The 17865-nt window shown below is 45.4% G+C and carries 10 protein-coding genes and 2 rRNA genes; 7 read left to right on the forward strand and 5 right to left on the reverse strand.

The features are described 5' to 3' along the window. Window positions 1-183: 183 nt before the first annotated feature. Genes R50345_RS03755 through R50345_RS03765 form a run of 3 tightly spaced genes read right to left on the reverse strand, consistent with a single transcriptional unit; the run spans window position 184 to window position 3225 of the window. Window positions 184-1323, reverse strand: a complete 1140-nt coding sequence (locus R50345_RS03755; RefSeq protein WP_042124230.1) for a DHHW family protein — start codon at window positions 1321-1323, stop codon at window positions 184-186. A 21-nt stretch (window positions 1324-1344) separates the two neighbouring features. After that, window positions 1345-2730 (reverse strand): MBOAT family O-acyltransferase, encoded by a 1386-nt coding sequence (locus tag R50345_RS03760; RefSeq protein WP_042124232.1) that lies wholly within the window; start codon window positions 2728-2730, stop codon window positions 1345-1347. Window positions 2731-2736: 6 nt separating this feature from the next. Then, window positions 2737-3225, reverse strand: a complete 489-nt coding sequence (locus R50345_RS03765; RefSeq protein WP_042124234.1) for a DUF4358 domain-containing protein — start codon at window positions 3223-3225, stop codon at window positions 2737-2739. Between the two features lie 227 nt (window positions 3226-3452). On the opposite strand from R50345_RS03765, the gene R50345_RS03770 reads away from it, so the two are divergent. Continuing rightward, complete coding sequence (locus R50345_RS03770) at window positions 3453-3893, forward strand: HEAT repeat domain-containing protein (RefSeq protein ID WP_042124236.1); 441 nt, start codon at window positions 3453-3455, stop codon at window positions 3891-3893. Between the two features lie 11 nt (window positions 3894-3904). Next, window positions 3905-4483, forward strand: a complete 579-nt coding sequence (locus R50345_RS03775; RefSeq protein WP_042124238.1) for an SMI1/KNR4 family protein — start codon at window positions 3905-3907, stop codon at window positions 4481-4483. A gap of 88 nt (window positions 4484-4571) precedes the next feature. Here the strand turns inward: R50345_RS03775 and mbcS are convergent, their stop codons facing one another. After that, window positions 4572-6167: an acyl-CoA synthetase MbcS gene (gene mbcS / locus R50345_RS03780; protein ID WP_042124241.1), complete on the reverse strand. Its 1596-nt coding sequence runs from the start codon at window positions 6165-6167 to the stop codon at window positions 4572-4574. A gap of 164 nt (window positions 6168-6331) precedes the next feature. Between mbcS and R50345_RS03785 the strand changes: the two genes are divergently transcribed. Then, window positions 6332-6853 (forward strand): GNAT family N-acetyltransferase, encoded by a 522-nt coding sequence (locus R50345_RS03785; protein ID WP_042124243.1) that lies wholly within the window; start codon window positions 6332-6334, stop codon window positions 6851-6853. Between the two features lie 189 nt (window positions 6854-7042). After that, on the forward strand, window positions 7043-7747 hold the full coding sequence (locus tag R50345_RS03790) for a stalk domain-containing protein (RefSeq protein WP_042124246.1): 705 nt from the start codon (window positions 7043-7045) through the stop codon (window positions 7745-7747). Between the two features lie 111 nt (window positions 7748-7858). Here R50345_RS03790 and R50345_RS30100 read toward each other — a convergent pair whose 3' ends face one another. Then, window positions 7859-7984: a DUF4023 domain-containing protein gene (locus R50345_RS30100; protein ID WP_052414454.1), complete on the reverse strand. Its 126-nt coding sequence runs from the start codon at window positions 7982-7984 to the stop codon at window positions 7859-7861. Window positions 7985-8151: 167 nt separating this feature from the next. Here R50345_RS30100 and R50345_RS31795 point away from each other — a divergent pair, with 167 nt between their 5' ends. From R50345_RS31795 to R50345_RS03805, 3 genes are all read left to right on the forward strand, one after another. Next, complete coding sequence (locus tag R50345_RS31795; protein ID WP_081953992.1) at window positions 8152-12516, forward strand: S-layer homology domain-containing protein; 4365 nt, start codon at window positions 8152-8154, stop codon at window positions 12514-12516. Window positions 12517-12985: 469 nt separating this feature from the next. After that, window positions 12986-14543, forward strand: a 16S ribosomal RNA gene (locus tag R50345_RS03800). A 333-nt stretch (window positions 14544-14876) separates the two neighbouring features. Beyond that, a 23S ribosomal RNA gene (locus tag R50345_RS03805) occupies window positions 14877-17805 on the forward strand. Together the 16S and 23S rRNA genes form the textbook arrangement of a ribosomal RNA operon. Window positions 17806-17865 lie beyond the last annotated feature (60 nt).

The raw sequence follows: 17865 nt of genomic DNA on the forward strand, positions 1-17865 counted from the left end.
TTTCCGAAGGAAAGCTCGCATCGGAAGCATATGCTGTCTCCGGATGTTATCCGCTGATAGCGGTAAAATCAAAAACATCTGGAGACAACAGCGACCGAAAGTCCAAACATTCCCGCAGTTACGCCCCGTCATCATATTCATCGTATTATCTCCATAGCCATCACCTAATCCATCACTATATCATCAGTTAAGCTTCAAAAGCGCCGAATTATCAACAAAAGTAGCCGTATTAAACAGCATCAATACATCCTTGATATCATTCTGAGCCATGTACTCACTGATACTCCCGTTATAATAACGAATGTCGATCACGTGGATTTCCGGTACATGCTGAGTCAAAAAAGGGATGACACTATGCGCATAGGAGTCCTTGATGACGAGCAGCTTCTCCTGTTCGACTTCTTTAGGATCAAGCTGGCTTGTGATTTTCATAAGAGCATGAACGCCGCCTAGAAAATAAGAGTATTTATCTTTTTTCGTTAGATAGCTTGGATCGTACATACTTGATAAGGTCTCACCGGTATCTACAATATGCATCTTGGTGGATACTTCATTAATTGGCTTATACTCTTGAATGGAATCTGGCACCACTCCGATAAATTGACTCCGCGTATGGTAGCTTCCAAGGAACGAATCGCTTACCGTCTCAATCTCGAATTCGCTCTGGGACAGAGGCTGCCATCCCATACTTTCAGCATACGCTAAGTAAGCCAAGTAGGCGCCGTAGGTTGTCCAGTGATGATCGGTCCGATAATAAATGTCCTCTGCAGCATGCGGAGTAAGCACATCAAATCCATTTATAAAAGTTAGGCTATCACTTACTTCATCAGCAATCTTTTGATTCACCTCAGCTTGTGAGTATACAGGTGCTAACCAGGGCAAACGTTCGTTGTACAAGCCTACCGATGTAGGCGCAAGCAGAAAGGTCGTTTTGACTTCAGGATTTTTATCAGCAAAACGTTTCACAGCCGCTGCATATTGCTGAACCTTAGTGTAATCAGGGGCATCGAATTTTTCGAATAAGTAACCGTCTTTCCCCTTATAAATCCCGTTATTCTCTTGCTGCAGCCTCATTTGCTCCACCGCCGATTTCACCCATACCCATTTGGCTCGAAAAGGGAAATGATCGGTTACAAAGTTTTCTGCCTCTTCCGCATAGGTGTGGGATAATAAATTATCCCATGTCAGACGGGGAGCGCTTTGCAAATAGCGATTCTCTAGCTCGGAGAAACGTTGAACAGGCAGTAAGAAAAAAGTTATACCCACCAGAAACAACGTCGCGACAAATCCCACCACTAGTATTCGATCCGTCCTCTGCTTCATAAACAATCACCCCCTAAGTCGTTAGAATCGGAAATATAAGAATGGGTTAAAGGTAGCATCCACTAAGTAAGCGACAGATAAGAAGAATAAGACGCCATACCAGACCAGAGCAGGAATCGATCTAGCATCCATACGCTTGGAGAGTTTCAAAGGTATGGAGGCTAAAGTTAATACCACGAGTAGAATCGCGTTTGTGTAAGTGAAGTATAAAGTAGTGGTATTCCACAATGGCTGGCCATTAAAGCCGAGCATCGCTTGCAAGTAACTAAGTACCAACGGAAGTTCTTCAAAGGCGAACAAGACCCATCCAATGAGAATAAGCACAACGGCATAGAGATGCCTAGTCCAGCGCGGTAGACGGCTCAGCAGTTGTAGTCCCCACCATTTTTCAAAGATAAGAATGACCCCGAAGTATAATCCCCAGAACAGAAAGTTCCAGCTCGCCCCGTGCCAGATTCCTGTGAGCAGCCACACAATAAGGATATTGCGAACTTGAATACCTAACCCCCGGCGGTTGCCTCCAAGCGGGATATATACGTAATCACGAAACCAACTGCTTAAGGAAATATGCCATCTCCGCCAGAAGTCAGTTATACTCTGTGATATATAAGGTTTGTTGAAGTTTTCGTTAAATCGGAAGCCGAACATAAGGCCGAGGCCAATCGCCATATCCGAATACCCACTGAAATCAAAATAAATCTGAAAGGCAAACGCAATAATGCCAAGCCAAGCGGTTAAAGCAGGCATGGACTCCAGATTGGAGCTGGATATGGTGTGCCAGAGCAGGCCAATGTTATTGGCGAGCAGCACTTTTTTGGCTAGTCCGATAATGAATCTTCTTACACCTTCCGCGAACATGGGGATATCCACCGAACGCTCACGTAGTTGCTCTGCAATAGTGTTATATTGAACGATAGGACCGGCTACTAATTGCGGAAACAGAGCTACAAACGTCCCGAAATCAATCCAATTCCGCTGTGCTTTGGTAGTTCCTCTGTAGACATCAATGATGTAGGACATGGATTGAAAGGTATAGAACGATATCCCAATAGGTAATGGTAAATCAGTTAAAGGGATATGAGTGCCGAGGAGTTCGTTTACATTCTGGATGAGAAAATCTGCGTATTTAAAATACGACAATAAGCCCAGGTTAATAATGACGGAGCTAACCACAATGCACTTGCGCTGCACCGTAGTTAGCTTCGGTCTACTAAGAAGTAGACCAAAGCCGTAATCCGTAACGGTAGACAGCAACATAATTACAATGTAGACGGGTTCGCCCCATGCATAAAACACCAGACTGCTCAAAAATAATATGAGGTTTTTAATCCGCCAAGGCGAAACGTAGTAGAGTGCAAGGACAGCCGGCAGAAACAGGAATAGGAAGAGTAGGCTGCTGAATACCATCGCTAATTATTTTTTAGTAAACAAGGTATCGAATTCTGTCACCAACTGATCCGCACTCTCGGAAATCACGAACAAAATGTAATTGCCTTTTTTGACCAGCTTATAATTTTGGGCGTTCTCATATTGATCCGGAAGGTATTGTTCGAACTGCTTTTGAATATCTGCCGCACGCTCTTTGACTGCGGTTTCGACAGTAGAGATATCTTTGGCATCTTTAACTTTTAGAATAGCAATTTCATTACTTTTCACATTCATCATTGGCATTCTAATGCTATAATCTTCAAGTAATGATGGAGCTAGATGGTACAGCTGACTCACCATATCTTCTTCAACTTCCATTAATGAAGGCTGTTCCACTTTTGCAAGCATTTCGTCGACCATCTCTTTCGCCGTCAGATTGGTTTCTACTGCGGCTTCATTGTTACTGCTGGCACAGGCGCTAAGCACCACACTTAATACAATAGTTAACGCTAGAATGAAGGTATGCTTTTTCAATTAGGTCACTCTCCTTGGTGTGTTTGATCTACAATTCTCTAGTTAACTAACGTATAGAGTCTATAGAATGTTGCGCGACACTTTCTTTCGAATACTTTACCCCAATTTTGTGGAAATATGTTTGAAGGAAAAGGTCATGCAAAGATCTTCCTCTCTTAGCTTGCGCAATGGTTGGTTATACTGTTACTGTAAGATAGATAGTTTTGAATAGAAGGGGATTGAACGGAATGATCGAAGAACTAAACAATAATGAATTACCGGAGAATTACGAGGAATTAAAGAAAGCTGCGAACCGCTCTGCGGATTGGAGAGCCCGTCTAGAAGCAGTTGAAGAACTGGGACAGACTAACCACAAACAAATTATCGATATCCTGACGCGTTTAATGGAGAGCGATCCTGTATATACAGTTCAAGAAGCGGCTTACCTTAAACTGAAGGCATTCGGAGAAGATGTTAAAGCGCCATCCAAGAATAAACCGGAGTTAGTGAAAGGCGTTTCCAAAATACTCCTAAGAATTAAGAAGAGCCTGCCTAGAGATCATTCGTACGAGGATTTCAAAGAGAAGCTGAAGAAGATGAGAATCGACGTCTATGACACTTATGAAGGCGAAAAAGGCGATGACTTCGACGCGTGGCTGATGAAGATGTGGACTTCCGCGAACAAGTAAAGGATGACAACATGCAAACTAACAAATTAACAGAACAATTTCAAGAATACCTTAAACTGTCTGCTGACCTACGTCCTGACTATATTGCCAGCTTAGGTAAGGGTGATAATGAAGCGAAGATTACGGCGATTTTTCCGGAAGCCCCTGAACTGTTGAAAGCTATTTATAGCACAGTTTCAGGTACAAGCAGTGAGGAAGAAGAACCAAGTCTGATCGAATTTATTCCGGGGTATCGTCTAATTCATATTAATGAATATGAAGCAGAGATGAAGATTTTAGCTGGAATATTGGAGGAAAAAGGCCATCAAGCGGATGGCGTTATCTTGCCGATCTTAACGAATTACGGTAGCGACTTCATTTGTTACCATAAATCCGCGGATGGTGTGGAACGAGTATGTGACCTGCTGCATGATTTTGGGGATCTGATTGTAATGTATGAATCACCTGAAAAGTTTCTGGAGACTTTATGTGAGTTCTACAAGCAAGAGGTTTATTTCCTGGATGAAGAGGGTTACCTCGATTGCGATTTAGTAAAAGAGGGCGAAGTAGGCGCAGCCTTGAACCCGGATGCAAAATACTGGTCTGAATAATTAACAAGAGCAGCAGTCCGATTATGGACTAGCTGCTCTTGTTGTTTTTAAGCCTCAGTAAGCTGAAGCCTCCTGTTTCATATCGATTTTAATCTTGCGCAGCACGTTTCTCCTGCTCCCGCAGCTCTATTCTCCGTATTTTACCGGAGGCAGTTTTCGGAAGATCCTGAATGAACTCGATTTTACGAGGATATTTATAAGGAGCGGTCCACTCTTTAACATGGGATTGCAGTTCCTTCACAAGCTCAGGAGAAGCCGTAGTCTCATCCCTTAGTACAATAAAAGCCTTAACGATGTGTCCGCGGATTTCATCCGGACTAGCAACGACCGCGCATTCTTTAACTGAGGCATGCTTCATAAGGGCTTCCTCTACCTCAAAAGGACCAATGGTGTAACCCGAGCTAATGATAATGTCATCTCCACGGCCCTCGAACCAGAAATAACCGTCTTCATCCTTCCGCGCCCGGTCGCCGGTTACGAAGAACTCACCGTGAGTGCAGCTTTCTTTTCTGCCGGGGTCTTTGTAATAGGTATGGAATAACGCTGGCATGCTTAAGTGCACTGCGATATCTCCAACGACTTCAGCAGGTAACGGAATCCCGTCTTCGTCTACCACTTCAACTAGACCGGGAGCAATAGACTTACCCATTGATCCTATTCGAATTGGCGTATCTTTAAGTGTTCCGATGATAAGCGTACTTTCGGTCTGTCCGTAGCCATCACGAATCGTGATATTGAATTCACGTTGAAAAGTGTTGATGACCTCTTGATTCAAAGGCTCTCCAGCGGAAACTGCGCAGCGAAGGTGGGACAAGTCATATTGACTGAGGTCTTCCAATTTAGCCATTAAGCGATATTCGGTTGGTGTACAGCATAACACCTCAATATTGTGATCCTGCAGCAGCTGCAAATATTTTTTAGGATGAAAAGATCCACTATATACAAAGCCGGTCGCCCCGTTACCAAGGACGGACAAAAAGGGGCTCCAAATCCACTTCTGCCAGCCCGGTGCCGCTGTTGCCCAGACGGTGTCTGTTTCTTTAATATCAAGCCATTGAGGGGAAGTGATCCGCAAGTGAGCATAACCCCAACCATGACTATGAACGACTGCTTTAGGGTTGCCGGTTGTTCCAGAGGTATATGCCAAGATCGCCATATCGTCACGGTGGCTTTCGACTGTATTGAACGCATCCGGTTGATCAATCATTAGTTCTTCTAGACCTAACCATCCGTTACCGAGCTCGTCAGAGCTGCCAGATACGGAAAGACGGTAATCCAGAGCAGGCAGATCCTCCGAGATTTTATTTACTTCCTCAGTAACCTCTGACCAGGCAATAACGGCTCTGGCTTCGGCATGCCGCAGACGATAGGATAAATCCTTGGCGCGAAGCATTTCTGATGAAGGGATAATCGCAAGTCCTAGCTTCAGACATGCTAAATAGATGACATAAGCGATGATTCGACGTGGAACCATAACAAGAACACGATCCCCTTGCTCGAGACCGAGTGCTGCGAGTCCCCCGGCAAGTCGGTTAGCTTGTTTGCGAAGTTCTCCGTAAGTGATTTCCTCGTAGTCTCCCAGTTCATTCAACCACTTAAGTGCAATCTTTTCCGGTGCATGACGTTCCATTTCCGAAGTGAGATTGTAGTACTCAGGTGCGATCCACTGCTGATTATCCAATATGAACCTCTCCTATATCAAACAAGATGTGTATAGCTGTTACACTTAGTATAGCACGTTATCCTAGTACCAGGTACTAGTACCTTGATGCTTAAATTTGATATCATAGGGTTCAGAAGGTTAAGATAACTTGTGTAAATATAAATCCAGAAAGTGAGAACTATGTTATGAATCACACAACTTTTGATGAAATATTCGCTATTATGGAAGCCTCTTTTCCCACTTCCGAGATCAGAACCTATGAGGGACAACTGGCGTTATTGGATGTTCCACATTACCGATTGATTACCGAAGTGAATGCTGAGGGGAAAATCATTGCTTTTATAGCTTGCTGGGAGTTTCCAGGATTTCGATTTGTAGAACATATCGCAGTGGACCCAAGTATAAGAGGTGGAGGCATTGGTAAAAAGCTGATGGAGGAGTATATCCGTAAGTCAGGCAAACCTGTGCTTTTGGAAGTTGAACCGCCATTGGGTGAAATGGAACAACGGAGAATCGGTTTCTATGAGCGGCTGGGCTTTCATTTGAATCCTTATGAGTATGTGCAACCCCCTCTGCGTGAGGAAAATGCTGATTTACCGCTTCAAATCATGACCTATCCTAACCCTGTCGATGAAGAAGAGTTCAATTTATATCGAGAAATTTTATATACAGAAGTATATAAGGTTACAACACCGTATCAAAGTTAATCTCTTCAGCAACCCGTACGATCCTTTTTAGGACAAGCGGGTTGCTGTTTTTATTTTTGGTTAAATGAACGATATTTTGATTTTTTTAATTACAAAATGGGTACAAGTAAGAAACAACTTAGAGACATAATCTTATTTTTTTTGAGCTAAAGTAAGAACAAAGATTGAACTTCCAAGGAGGGCTTACTTATGAAAAATAAAAAAATAATCATAGCAACAATGGTGTTTGGGATGGTAGTTACAGGATCAGCCGGTGTATATGCGGGAACTAAACTTCAAAAAATCACTGCATACCTCAATCACAGCATTGGTTTTAAGGTGAATGGTACGGCGTATACGCCGGTTGATAATAAAGGGAACGCGTTGGCGCCAATTACTTATAACAATACAACCTATCTTCCTGTACGTGCGATTGCTGATGTGATGAAGGTGCTTGTGACCTTTGATGCGGTGAACAATCAGGTTATTCTGGGCACAGGAGGCTCGGTGACTGACACTATTTCTCTGACTCCTGTACAATACAGCAGCACTCAGAAAGAAGAGATTGTTAAAGCCTTCGCCAATTTCCAAGGTTTCGAAACAGCCTATGCACCTACTCAAATGGTGAGTGGAGACGCATTTCAAAAAGTAGTGGGTTCTGATGATGGTGTGAACTTTCTATTTAAGCAGATGAAGGTGAACATTTCTCCTCGTGATTATGCTTACGATTACAAAGGTGAAACTGTAAAGCTCTCTAATGGAACCGAAGCTAAATGGTACAGCCCATCCAGCGATTCGTTGTTCTTGACCTATAAACTGGATGATCGTTTTGTTACGATTAGTTCCCCAAATAAAACACTGAGTAAGACGCAATTAGAAAAAGTAGCAGTAAATGTAGTGAAATGGAGTAAATAAGGTTTTCTTTAACACTTCTCTTTGTGCTTTAAAAAGTAAAGCAGCAAGTCTCCCATAGTTGGAGAGGCTTGCTGCTTTTTTTTGTGTTTGAGAGCTGATCATTTAAAGCTTTTACTTACTGTGCTGTTTATTTGGCAGCTTTTGACTTGGTGTACTTTTGCCATGATGTTCTTTATTCTTTTCAGCTTTCTTTTGGGTGTCGTGTACTTTTTCTACAAAAGCATGAGTATCGTCCATGTTTATCCTCCTTGATTGGTAACCTTGCCGTTACTGTAACCACTTTTGTAAGAATACATGCATGATGTACTTTACAAACTTCTATGTTTATAAAGACATTGCGAAAATATTTGATAGTTACTATAAATGGATGCAAGCATTTCATAGAACAGTAAGGGAGACTGATTATGAACAGGTTATTTAAACAAGCTGTATCCATGACCTTAGCTTTCGTTATGGTACTGGGAATTACATTCACAGGAATGCCAGCTTATGCTGAAGACAGCAATGGGGATGCTGGATTACTGCAATTACAATCGCTAGAGCCTGTTACATTATTGGCAGGTAATTCTACGTGGAAGTATCTAGATCACGGAACAGATCAAGGGACGGTATGGCGTTCCGTGTACGACGATTCAACATGGGCTTCTGGTCAAGCACCGCTTGGTTATAAAGATAATGGAACCGGAGTCAGCAGCAAGCAATTTGGTGCTCTGAACACAAATATAAGCTACGGTTCTAATAAGAGTATGAAATATCGTACTTCTTACTTCCGTACAAACGTAACGGTGAATAAGGAAGAGATCACGAAATCCGATAAAATCATGGGCAACTTCGCATTTGATGACGGAGCTGTACTATATTTGAACGGTAAAGAAATCTACCGTGAAGCTATGCCAGCGGGTGAAATCACTTTTCAAACCAAAAGCTCAACTAACTTAAGTGATCCAAACGAATATACCAAGGTAGACCTTACTGAAGTCGTAAAGGCTAACTTGAAGGATGGAAATAATGAGCTTTCAGCTGAGGTTCATCAGTCGAGTGATGGTAGCTCTGACTTGTACTGGGATATGAACTTGATTGCTTATCCGGTAGTAGAGACTGTAGAACCTGGGGTTGGGAAGCCTGAGTCAATCGCGCTTACCTTTAACGGAAACCCTCAGACTAGTTTGGGGTTCAATTGGTATGCACCTGAGAAAGTAACAGGCACCAAGCTTGAAGTAGTAGAAGCTTCTAAAGTAGTGAATGGTCAGTTTCCAGTAGATGCTCAAACTTACGAGGGGACATCTGTTACAACAAGCGTGTATATGACAAAAGCGGATAAGTCAGCCAAGAAACCAGTGGTACTGACTAGCCATAAGGTCATTGCCGACAAATTGCAGCCGGGAACGGAGTATGCTTACCGTGCTGGGGATGGACAAGCTGACAATTGGAGTGACATCGGAACGTTTACAACAGAAAGCTCCAGTAATCAGGCCTTTAAGTTCTTATATACAACGGACTCTCAAGGAACAACTGAAGGTGATTTTGATATTTGGAATCATACCCTTCAAGAGGGATTGGCTAAATTCCCGACAAGTGAATTCATTCTGAATTCCGGTGATTTGGTAGACAACGGTGATATTGAGGAGCAATGGGGATGGTTCTTCAATAAACCAAAGGATATTCTAGCAAATATTCCATTGGTTCCACTGGTAGGTAATCACGAAAGTAAGAGTTATAGCAATTACACAACTCATTTTAATTTACCTAATATCTCAAATACGGGCGCGAAACCAGATGGCTCTGTTTATTCTTTTGACTATGGTTCAGCACACTTTATGGTTATTAATACAGAATATTATGGTGCTAGCTCGAATCTTGAGAATAATGAAATTTACAATAAACAAGTAGAGTGGCTACGCAGTGAAGCCGCGAAAAGCGATCAGAAGTGGAAGGTTGTGCTCTTGCATAAATCACCTTATTCTGTTGCCAGTCACACAAATGATACAGATGTACTCTATTACAGAGCTAATTTGACAAAGGTATTTGATGAGCTTGGTATTGACATGGTTATCGGTGGACATGACCACACCTATACTAGAAGCTATCAAATGTACAACAATCAGCCGTTGACGGATATTAAGCCGGACAAAAACGGAGTGGTAACTGATCCTAAGGGTACGCTATACCTGATTACAAATGCTGCGGGCAATAAAAAATATAATGTTGGCGCAGGTCCGTTTCCTTTTGCAGCTAAATACGAACAGCCTGGTAAGGAAATGTTCACAGGAATGACTGTAACTAACGATGAATTCTCGTACGAAGCCTACACCACAACAACTGGTGGAACTACAGACTTGTATGATAAGTACAGCATTCATAAGTCTGACGTAGCTGTTAAACCTGTGCAGAATGCAAAAGCTACTGTAGCAGATGGCGGTAAAATCACGTTAACTTGGGATGCGCCTGCATCCGGTGCACCAGTATCGGGATATCGCATTTATGAGCAAAATGATCTGGTATCTGCAAATTGGACGGTCAGTGTTCCTAATGTAGAAGGTCAAACTTCTTATAGTTACACTGTAGAAAATACTAATCCAAACCAAACCTATCAATTTGTTATCAAAGCTGTAAGTGACAGAACAAATTCAGAAGCTAAAGTTGCTTCTACCGATGCTATCAAAAAAGTTACCGTTACCTTTAACGGTGACCCAGTTAGTGCTAAAGGATTCACTTGGTACACAGCGTTGAAATCTGCAGGAAGCGACCTGCAGGTTGTAGAGAATACGGGCGTTACTCCAGACTTTACAAAAGCTGCTGAGTTTACAGGACGTTCAGCTGTTTCCAGAAATTCAAAGAATGAATTAGTTCATAAAGCTGAAGCTTCTGACCTTAAGGCTGATACGAAATACTACTTCCGTGTAGGTGATAAAGCACTAGGATTGTGGAGTGCAGTGGGAACTTTCGAAACTGCTGCTAAGACAGGTGCATTTACTTTCATTGATCTGGCAGACACACAGGCTAAGACGGAAGATGAAGCGATTCTTTCCGGTGAAACGATGGCAAAAGCACTTACGACATTCCCGAATGCAGAGTTTGTGGCGATTAACGGAGATATCGTAGATACTGGAACCAATGAATCACAGTGGAATTGGTTGCTTGGCCATTCGCAGGAAACCTTGCTCAATACGACTGTTGTTCCAGTTGCGGGGAACCATGAGGATAAAGCGAATGCCTTCTATGAGCACTACAATATTAAGGAAGCAGCAGGCTCACCGACAGAAACAGGAGCATACTATTCCTATGATTACAGCAATGCGCACTTTGTAGTCTTGAACACGAATGAGAATTCGGACGAATATGCTAACTTCAGCAAAGCACAGTTGGATTGGATGAAGGCCGATGTAAAAGCAGCGAAGGCTGCTGGAGCGAAGTGGATTATCGTCGCTATGCATAAAGGACCATACACAACCTCTAACCACGCTACTGACAAGGATATTATGGGTGCAAATGGAGAAAGAGCGAAAGTCGCTCCAATGATGGCTGAACTGGGCATTGACTTGGTTCTTCAAGGCCACGATCATATTTATGCACGGACGAAGCCAATCAAGGCTGACGGAACTGCAGCAGACACAGTGAAGATCAAGGAAAGCTTCAATGGTCAAACTGTGGAGTACACAGTAAACCCAGATGGAACGATCTATCTGATTCCAGCTACAGCAGGAGCAAAGGTTTACTACAAGAACATGAAACCTGAGTTGGGAGATGCGTACTATAACCTCTTTGAAGTAGCCAATGAGAATACAGCTGCTAAATACGGAGCGGACCCAAGTGATGCTACGCGTCCAATGCGCGGTCAAGTTCAGACCTTTGTTGGTATCACTGTAGATGCAGGGAAGCTGACAGCTGTATCTTATGAGATTGATCAGAATGTTAATGAGGCTAAACCATATGTTCTTGAAGAGTTCGGCATTGTTAAAGGTGATGAGAATGGTGGAGTTACACCAACACCAACACCAACACCGACGCCAACAACAGAGCCGACAACAGCACCAACAACAGCGCCAACAACAGCGCCAACAACAGCGCCAACAACAGCACCAACAATAGCACCAACAACAGCACCAACAACAGCGCCAACAACAGCACCAACAACAAAACCGACAGCAACACCAACGCCAACAGTAGCGCCAACAGCTACACCAGCACCAACAACGCCGCCTTCCCCAACTGCAACGCCAGTTAGTAAGCCATCTTTAACGGATACTAGCAATCACTGGGCAGCTGCTGTTATCGAGAAAGCAGTAGCAGCTGGTTTTGTTAGTGGTTATCCGGATGATACTTTCCGTCCGAATCAGAAAGTAAATCGGGTTGAATTTATCACAATGCTGGCGCGTGCTTTGCAATTGCCGGACAATGGTGATACATCAAGCTTTAAGGATTCTGCGAAGATTCCAGCATGGGCAAAGTCTTTTGTAGCACAGGCTGTATCTTTGCAAATTATCAGTGGCTATGATGATGGGACATTCCGACCTACACAGGAGCTGACGCGTACAGAATTAGCAGTTATGGTTGTTCGTGCTCTTGGCATTACAGTAGATCCTAAAGCGACATTAACCTTCAATGATGCTAAGGATGTACCAGCATGGGCTGTGCCGTATATTGCAGCAGCAGCGAAATCAGGCCTTGTGAATGGTGTAGGGCAGAATAAATTTGCACCTAACCAAAAGGCAACAAGAGCAGAGGCAGTTACTATAATCCTTTCCTTGTTAGAAAAAGGGCAGAAATAAACTAGTATCAGTGTGAAATGATCTCAAGCTTACTAAGTATCAAACAAAGGGGCTCAGCTTATCTGCTGGGCCTCCTTTTTGTTTATTGCGGTTTTTAGAAGAACTCTTAAACTGTTCAAACCCTTACTAAAGTAAGCGGAGGCGGAAGAAGATGAACTAACGGAATGCGAAGTAATATTAATTTATAAAAAAGTGTTGCAATCAATCTCTATACATGATATATTCTAATTCCGGCCAAGAAATACACATGCCGAGCTCGAAAAAGAATTTAAAAAAAGAGCTTGACATTAAATAGCCGAACATGATATAGTATAAGAGTTGCTGCTGAGACATTAAACGGCGCCAACGAGAACTTGATCTTTGAAAACTGAACAACGAGTGAGTAGGAAATCACGAAAGTGAATTCCAAATTAGAGAATTAATTTTCTCGTCAGATGTTTCAAAATGAGCATATCGCTCTTTTCAATACTAATTGGAGAGTTTGATCCTGGCTCAGGACGAACGCTGGCGGCGTGCCTAATACATGCAAGTCGAGCGGAGTTATTTTGAAAGCTTGCTTTCGAAATAACTTAGCGGCGGACGGGTGAGTAACACGTAGGCAACCTGCCCCTTAGACTGGGATAACTACCGGAAACGGTAGCTAATACCGGATAATTTCTTTTTTCTCCTGAAGAAAGAATGAAAGACGGAGCAATCTGTCACTGAGGGATGGGCCTGCGGCGCATTAGCTAGTTGGTGGGGTAACGGCCCACCAAGGCGACGATGCGTAGCCGACCTGAGAGGGTGAACGGCCACACTGGGACTGAGACACGGCCCAGACTCCTACGGGAGGCAGCAGTAGGGAATCTTCCGCAATGGGCGAAAGCCTGACGGAGCAACGCCGCGTGAGTGATGAAGGTTTTCGGATCGTAAAGCTCTGTTGCCAGGGAAGAACGTCCGGTAGAGTAACTGCTATCGGAGTGACGGTACCTGAGAAGAAAGCCCCGGCTAACTACGTGCCAGCAGCCGCGGTAATACGTAGGGGGCAAGCGTTGTCCGGAATTATTGGGCGTAAAGCGCGCGCAGGCGGTCATTTAAGTCTGGTGTTTAAACCTTGGGCTCAACCTAAGGTCGCACTGGAAACTGGGTGACTTGAGTACAGAAGAGGAAAGTGGAATTCCACGTGTAGCGGTGAAATGCGTAGATATGTGGAGGAACACCAGTGGCGAAGGCGACTTTCTGGGCTGTAACTGACGCTGAGGCGCGAAAGCGTGGGGAGCAAACAGGATTAGATACCCTGGTAGTCCACGCCGTAAACGATGAGTGCTAGGTGTTAGGGGTTTCGATACCCTTGGTGCCGAAGTTAACACAGTAAGCACTCCGCCTGGGGAGTACGGTCGCAAGACTGAAACTCAAAGGAATTGACGGGGACCCGCACAAGCAGTGGAGTATGTGGTTTAATTCGAAGCAACGCGAAGAACCTTACCAGGTCTTGACATCCCTCTGAATCCACTAGAGATAGTGGCGGCCTTCGGGACAGAGGAGACAGGTGGTGCATGGTTGTCGTCAGCTCGTGTCGTGAGATGTTGGGTTAAGTCCCGCAACGAGCGCAACCCTTAACTTTAGTTGCCAGCAAGTAATGTTGGGCACTCTAGAGTGACTGCCGGTGACAAACCGGAGGAAGGTGGGGATGACGTCAAATCATCATGCCCCTTATGACCTGGGCTACACACGTACTACAATGGCCGGTACAACGGGAAGCGAAGCCGCGAGGTGGAGCCAATCCCATCAAAGCCGGTCTCAGTTCGGATTGCAGGCTGCAACTCGCCTGCATGAAGTCGGAATTGCTAGTAATCGCGGATCAGCATGCCGCGGTGAATACGTTCCCGGGTCTTGTACACACCGCCCGTCACACCACGAGAGTTTACAACACCCGAAGTCGGTGGGGTAACCCGCAAGGGAGCCAGCCGCCGAAGGTGGGGTAGATGATTGGGGTGAAGTCGTAACAAGGTAGCCGTATCGGAAGGTGCGGCTGGATCACCTCCTTTCTATGGAGAATCGTCTTCTGCAATGAAGACATTCAAATCGGAAGTTAAACTTCCACAATCTCAGGTTTAGGCCTGTTACTCACTCGTTGCTCAGTTTTGAGAGTTTAAGCTCTCAAGTAAGACTTGATCCTTGAAAACTGGATACCGAAACGAATTTGCGTTTTAGAACATCTTTTAGCTAGAACTTGTGTGAACAAGTTAAATTAGTTATTGGCTGGAAGCGAAGATTTTCGATTGTGAAACGACCTTTGGCTTTGAATGATTCTGCGAACGGAGTAATCCGGTAGCGACACTCAAAACAAGATGAGTGAACAAGCGAAACATCGGAGCGATGGTTAAGCTAATAAGAGCACACGGAGGATGCCTAGGCGCCAGGAGCCGACGAAGGACGTGGCGAACAACGAAACTGCCTCGGGGAGCTGTAAGCAAGCTTTGATCCGGGGGTGTCCGAATGGGGAAACCCAGCTGTGGTAATTCGCAGTTACTCATACCTGAATACATAGGGTATGTAGAGGCAGACCAGGGGAACTGAAACATCTAAGTACCCTGAGGAAGAGAAAACAATAGTGATTCCGTCAGTAGCGGCGAGCGAACGCGGAACAGCCTAAACCTAAGAGCTTGCTCTTAGGGGTTGTGGGACGTCTCACATGGAGTTACAAAGGAATATGGTAGGTGAAGAGGTCTGGAAAGGCCCGCGATAGAGGTAAAAGCCCTGTAACCTAAACTGTGTTCTCTCCGAGACGGATCCCGAGTAGTGCGGGGCACGTGAAACCCCGTATGAATCCAGCAGGACCATCTGCTAAGGCTAAATACTACCTGGCGACCGATAGTGAAACAGTACCGTGAGGGAAAGGTGAAAAGCACCCCGGAAGGGGAGTGAAATAGAACCTGAAACCGTGTGCTTACAAAAAGTCAGAGCCCTATTAATGGGTGATGGCGTGCCTTTTGTAGAATGAACCGGCGAGTTACGTTTAACATGCAAGGTTAAGTCGAGAAGACGGAGCCGCAGCGAAAGCGAGTCTGAATAGGGCGAATTAGTATGTGGACGTAGACCCGAAACCGTGTGATCTACCCCTGTCCAGGGTGAAGGTGCGGTAACACGCACTGGAGGCCCGAACCCACGCACGTTGAAAAGTGCGGGGATGAGGTGGGGGTAGCGGAGAAATTCCAATCGAACTCGGAGATAGCTGGTTCTCCCCGAAATAGCTTTAGGGCTAGCCTCGGTATAAGAGTAGTGGAGGTAGAGCACTGATTGGGTGCGGGGTCCGCAAGGATTACCAAGCTCAGTCAAACTCCGAATGCCATATACTTATTGCCGGGAGTCAGACAGTGAGTGCTAAGATCCATTGTCAAAAGGGAAACAGCCCAGACCATCAGCTAAGGTCCCCAAGTGTGTGTTAAGTGGGAAAGGATGTGGAGTTGCACAGACAACCAGGATGTTGGCTTAGAAGCAGCCACCATTGAAAGAGTGCGTAATAGCTCACTGGTCGAGTGACTCTGCGCCGAAAATGTAACGGGGCTAAACACACCACCGAAGCTATGGCTAGATACGTATGTATCTGGGGTAGGGGAGCGTTGTATGTGGGTTGAAGGTGTACCGTAAGGAGCGCTGGACAGCATACAAGTGAGAATGCCGGTATGAGTAACGAAAAGATCAGTGAGAATCTGATCCGCCGAAAGCCCAAGGTTTCCTGAGGAAGGCTCGTCCGCTCAGGGTAAGTCGGGACCTAAGGCGAGGCCGAAAGGCGTAGTCGAAGGACAACAGTTTGAAATTACTGTACCACCGTAATCCGCTATGAGCGATGGGGTGACGCAGGAGGGTAGTGACGCGGACTGATGGATATGTCCGTCTAAGCAGTGAGGCTGATGTGTAGGCAAATCCGCACATCATTAAGGCTGGGCTGTGATGGGGAGCGAAAATTGTAGTAGCGAAGGTCATGATCTCACACTGCCAAGAAAAGCCTCTAGCCAGGAGAAGGTGCCCGTACCGCAAACCGACACAGGTAGGCGAGAAGAGAATTCTAAGGCGCGCGGAAGAACTCTCGTTAAGGAACTCGGCAAAATGACCCCGTAACTTCGGGAGAAGGGGTGCCCCGGTAGTGTGAATAGCACGAGGGGGCCGCAGTGAAAAGGCCCAAGCGACTGTTTAGCAAAAACACAGGTCTGTGCGAAGCCGCAAGGCGAAGTATACGGGCTGACGCCTGCCCGGTGCTGGAAGGTTAAGGGGAGTGGTTAGGGGTAACCCGAAGCTATGAACCGAAGCCCCAGTAAACGGCGGCCGTAACTATAACGGTCCTAAGGTAGCGAAATTCCTTGTCAGGTAAATTCTGACCCGCACGAATGGCGTAACGACTTGGGCGCTGTCTCAACGAGAGATCCGGTGAAATTTTAATACCTGTGAAGATGCAGGTTACCCGCGACAAGACGGAAAGACCCCATGGAGCTTTACTGCAGCTTGATATTGAATTTGGGTACGATCTGTACAGGATAGGTGGGAGCCGTAGAAATCGGAGCGCAAGCTTCGGTGGAGGCGCCGTTGGGATACCACCCTGATCGTATCTAGGTTCTAACCTAGTGCCCTAATCGGGTACGGGGACCGTGTCAGGCGGGCAGTTTGACTGGGGCGGTCGCCTCCTAAAGAGTAACGGAGGCGTTCCAAGGTTCCCTCAGAATGGTTGGAAATCATTCGAAGAGTGCAAAGGCATAAGGGAGCTTGACTGCGAGACCTACAAGTCGAGCAGGGACGAAAGTCGGACTTAGTGATCCGGTGGTACCGCATGGAAGGGCCATCGCTCAACGGATAAAAGCTACCCTGGGGATAACAGGCTTATCTCCCCCAAGAGTCCACATCGACGGGGAGGTTTGGCACCTCGATGTCGGCTCATCGCATCCTGGGGCTGAAGTAGGTCCCAAGGGTTGGGCTGTTCGCCCATTAAAGCGGTACGCGAGCTGGGTTCAGAACGTCGTGAGACAGTTCGGTCCCTATCTGTCGTGGGCGCAGGAAATTTGAGAGGAGCTGTCCTTAGTACGAGAGGACCGGGATGGACGTACCGCTGGTGCACCAGTTGTTTCGCCAGAAGCATGGCTGGGTAGCTACGTACGGACGGGATAAGCGCTGAAAGCATCTAAGCGTGAAGCCCCCCTCAAGATGAGATTTCCCAATTAGTAAGACCCCTTGAAGACGACGAGGTAGATAGGTTGGAGGTGGAAGTGCAGTAATGCATGGAGCTGACCAATACTAATCGGTCGAGGGCTTATCCTATACTTAAAATGCAAATTCAATTCGGATTCAGTTTTCAGGCGATTAAGCCTGAGCATTACG

Source organism: Paenibacillus sp. FSL R5-0345 (assembly GCF_000758585.1).
Taxonomy (GTDB): domain Bacteria; phylum Bacillota; class Bacilli; order Paenibacillales; family Paenibacillaceae; genus Paenibacillus_AQ.

Excerpts from the sequence above, each read along its gene's own strand:
- R50345_RS03755 (WP_042124230.1), bottom strand. The coding sequence starts at position 1,323 with ATGAAGCAGAGGACGGATCGAATACTAGTGGTGGGATTTGTCGCGACG.
- R50345_RS03760 (WP_042124232.1), bottom strand. The coding sequence starts at position 2,730 with ATGGTATTCAGCAGCCTACTCTTCCTATTCCTGTTTCTGCCGGCTGTC.
- R50345_RS03770 (WP_042124236.1), top strand. The coding sequence starts at position 3,453 with ATGATCGAAGAACTAAACAATAATGAATTACCGGAGAATTACGAGGAA.
- R50345_RS03775 (WP_042124238.1), top strand. The coding sequence starts at position 3,905 with ATGCAAACTAACAAATTAACAGAACAATTTCAAGAATACCTTAAACTG.
- R50345_RS03785 (WP_042124243.1), top strand. The coding sequence starts at position 6,332 with ATGAATCACACAACTTTTGATGAAATATTCGCTATTATGGAAGCCTCT.
- R50345_RS03790 (WP_042124246.1), top strand. The coding sequence starts at position 7,043 with ATGAAAAATAAAAAAATAATCATAGCAACAATGGTGTTTGGGATGGTA.
- R50345_RS30100 (WP_052414454.1), bottom strand. The coding sequence starts at position 7,984 with ATGGACGATACTCATGCTTTTGTAGAAAAAGTACACGACACCCAAAAG.
- R50345_RS31795 (WP_081953992.1), top strand. The coding sequence starts at position 8,152 with ATGAACAGGTTATTTAAACAAGCTGTATCCATGACCTTAGCTTTCGTT.